We start from the raw sequence: 3,180 nt of genomic DNA, 5'->3' as shown, positions 1-3,180 counted from the left end.
ATCGAGCTCGACCCGTCCGTCGTGACAGCCGAGTACCGCGCCGCCGCGCGGGCCGCTCGCGATGCGGTCCATGGGGCCACGCCACCCGCTTGGCTCGACGAGCAGCACGACCGGTGGCTCCGGGAGGGGGCTGACCTCGCTCCCGGCGAGCTGGTGCACACCGGCTCGGGCTGGGGCCGGGCTGAGCTCGCACTCCGTGGGGCCACAGCGCAGCTCCCTGGCACGCCGTTCCCGGAGGTCGGAGACGAAAGCCTGCCGTTGCTCCGGCTCGTCGAGTTGGACGACCCCACGGCCCTCGACCGCATGGACCCGCAGCGACCGGCGCTGCCCCTTGTGTCGGACCGGTGGGCGGCGCGGTTGTCCGACGCCGTGGAGCGAGGGGCTGGCTGGTGGGCCTACTACGCCCTCGGCACCACACGCCACCTGCGCGGTGACCTGGACGGCGCACAGGCGGCATACCGTCGAAGCGCCGAACTGCACCCCACCGCCGTGACGCTGCGCGGTGAGGCGCTGCTCGCCGCCGATGCGATGGAGCGAGACGCGCTGTACCGGCGCGCGTGCTCGCTCGCTCCGGACGACCGTCGGCTCGCGGTCGAGCGGCTCATCTCCCTGCGGGACGCGGGGCGCCCGGGCGACATCGTGGCCGCGGTGGCCGCACTCCCCGTCGCAGTCCGCGACCACGGTCGCACCCAGATGCTTCTCGCGGAGGCGCTGTCTGCGCTCGGTCAGGACGTGGCGGCGCTCGAGGTGCTGAAGGGGCTCGAGGTGCCGGACCTCGCAGAGGGCGACCGGACGTTGTCCGACCTGTGGCAGCGGCTGCGCCCCGGGGAGCCTGTGCCACGGCACCTGGACTTCCGGATGTCGCCCGGGCCGGCCGCGACCGAGGTTTGATGTAGTTCCGACGATGGGAGAAACACAATGTGGCCCGAGGCCCTCGACGACGTCGCGGCATACGCGGCGGAGGTTCGCACGCGACTGGACTCGATCACGCGGGTCGCCTCCGACGGTGGTCTGGATCGCGCCATCACCCTCCTTGCGGAGTGCATCGAGCGCGGCGGGGTGATCCATGCTTTCGGCACCGGTCACTCCGAAGCGTTCGCGATGGAGATCGCCGGTCGGGCCGGCGGCCTCATCCCCACGAACAAGGTCGCCCTTCGCGACACCGTCCTCTACGGGCAGCACACGCTGGCGGAACTGGGCGGCCGCCCTCCGCTGGAGCGGGACCCGCACATCGCCGAGGACTTGTTCGCAACCGTCAACCGGCAACCCGAGGACGTCTTCGTCATAGCGTCCAACTCCGGTGTCAATGGCTCAGTCGTCGGCCTGGCGCTCCTGGCGCGCCAGCACGGCCACGGCGTGATCGCCGTGACCAGCCTGGAGCACACTGCGCGTGTGTCGCCGCTGCACCCCAGTGGGCAGCGACTGGCCGATGTCGCCGACGTCGTCATCGACAACCTTGCGCCCTACGGCGACGCCACCCTCGCCCTGGGCCTCGACGCCCGAGTCGGGGCGGTCTCGTCGATCACCGCCGCCTACATCGCGCAGCTGCTCACCATCGGCGTCGCAAGGACGCTCTCTCAGCGGGGAGCGCAGGCGCCGCTCTATCTGTCCGCGAACATCCCGGGCGGCGATGAGCACAACAGGGAGCTGGAGCAACGCTACGAGGGCCGGATCCGGCGCAGCTCTTGATCTTCCGACACGTGCGCGCTACGGCCGGCCCGCGGCGGCGACCGCTGGCGGCGGTCTCGCCGGGGCCTGCTCGAACGGCGGCCGACGACAGGATGCCTGAATGAGGGAATCTGGAGTACTGCTGGCCATTGATGCGGGCGGCTCGCACACGCGTGCAGTCGTTGTCTCGGCCGATGCTGAATGCCTGGGGTATGGCGCATCCACGGGTGGCAACGCCACGGCGGTCGGCGCCGACCGGGCCCTGGCAGCCCTGACCGAGGCCGCGTCGGCTGCCCTGACCTCCGCCGCAATCAGACCAGACGACGTGCGTAGGGTGGTGCTGGCTGCCGCCGGTGAGGAGTACCTGCTCGATGGACGAGCCGTGGCACGGGCCCTTGCCGTCCCGGCGGCGGAGTACACGAGAGCGCCCGACATCCTCGCGATGTACCACTCCGCGGCCGTGGAGCCTGCCGGAGTGGCACTCGTCGCCGGCACGGGGGCCATCGCTGGCCGCTTCCGGGACCTCGTCATAGAGCGCACGGTCGACGGGACGGGGTGGCTGCTGGGCGACCGGGGATCGGGCTTCTGGATCGGCCGCAAGGTCGCGCGGGCAGTCGCCGCCGACCTGAACGGGGCCGGCGAACCGACCGATCTGACGCGGCTGGTGATCGAGGAGCTCGGCCTGGGACCGACGGAGGGGGATCGGTCGCAGCGGCTTCGGGCCCTGGTCAGCTGGGTCTACGACGGCCAACCGGTGCGGCTCGCCCGGCTGGCGCCGCTGGCCTTCCGTGCGGAGGCCGCCGACGACACCGCGGCGGCCATTACGGCGGAGGCCGAGGAAGCCCTGGCCGGGACCCTCCGCCTGGTCCGTGACGGACACGACGAGCTCCCGGTTGTCCTCGGGGGAAGCGTCGTCGTCAAGGGACTTTTCGGCCCAGGGAGATCATCGGGCGGTGCGCTCACGAGGGAGCTTGCGGTCGCGGACGTCCGAATCGCCCACGACGGGGTGGCCGGTGCGGCGATCGTGGGGTTGCTGCGCGGTCGAGCCGTCGTCGACCGCGACACCTTGGCTCGCCTCACGCGGTCCATCGAGGAGTTGAGGGGTCGAGCATGAGACCAGATCGTCAGCACGCCGATCAGTCGTAACAGAGTCCGAGGACGTGGATGACGTAGTCCGTGATGGGGGCATCACGTGAAAATGCCTTGTATCCAAAGCCTCTGGCAGGTCTAGGCTCGGCGGATGGCCTTGGAATGGGAACAGGTTGTTGTTCACTCTGTAGATCCAGCGACCTTGGGGCAGTGGTGGGCTGAGGCTCTTGGTTGGGTTGTGGTCCACTCCTCGGCTGACGAGTTCGAGATCCGCTCCGGGCCGGATCGCGTCCCGGGGTTGGACTTCGTCCGGCTTGATGAGAGCAAGAAGTCCAAGAGCAGACTGCATCTCGACTTCAGGCCCGACGACCAGGACGCCGAGGTGGCTCGCTTGGTGGCTCATGGCGCACAGCGTGTTGATAT

The 3,180-nt window shown here is 70.2% G+C and carries 4 protein-coding genes; all 4 read left to right on the top strand.

The genetic code is table 11. From position 1 onward, the window contains the following. Positions 1-891 (top strand): tetratricopeptide repeat protein (locus VIR15_RS19875; RefSeq protein ID WP_414654991.1); only part of this gene is annotated, 891 nt, incomplete at its 5' end. 27 nt (positions 892-918) lie between these two features. Then, positions 919-1,689, top strand: a complete 771-nt coding sequence (locus VIR15_RS19870; protein ID WP_331930986.1) for a sugar isomerase domain-containing protein — start codon at positions 919-921, stop codon at positions 1,687-1,689. Positions 1,690-1,789: 100 nt separating this feature from the next. Next, a complete protein-coding gene (locus VIR15_RS19865; RefSeq protein ID WP_331930984.1) occupies positions 1,790-2,782 on the top strand; it encodes a BadF/BadG/BcrA/BcrD ATPase family protein in 993 nt (330 codons plus the stop codon). A 126-nt stretch (positions 2,783-2,908) separates the two neighbouring features. Continuing rightward, positions 2,909-3,180: VOC family protein (locus VIR15_RS19860; protein WP_331930982.1), on the top strand; the 272-nt coding region annotated here is incomplete at its 3' end.

The organism is Intrasporangium sp. (genome assembly GCF_036566125.1).
Lineage (GTDB): Bacteria > Actinomycetota > Actinomycetes > Actinomycetales > Dermatophilaceae > Intrasporangium.
The sequence above is the reverse complement of the archived record's forward strand: the minus strand, read 5'-3'. Positions and strand labels throughout refer to the sequence as shown.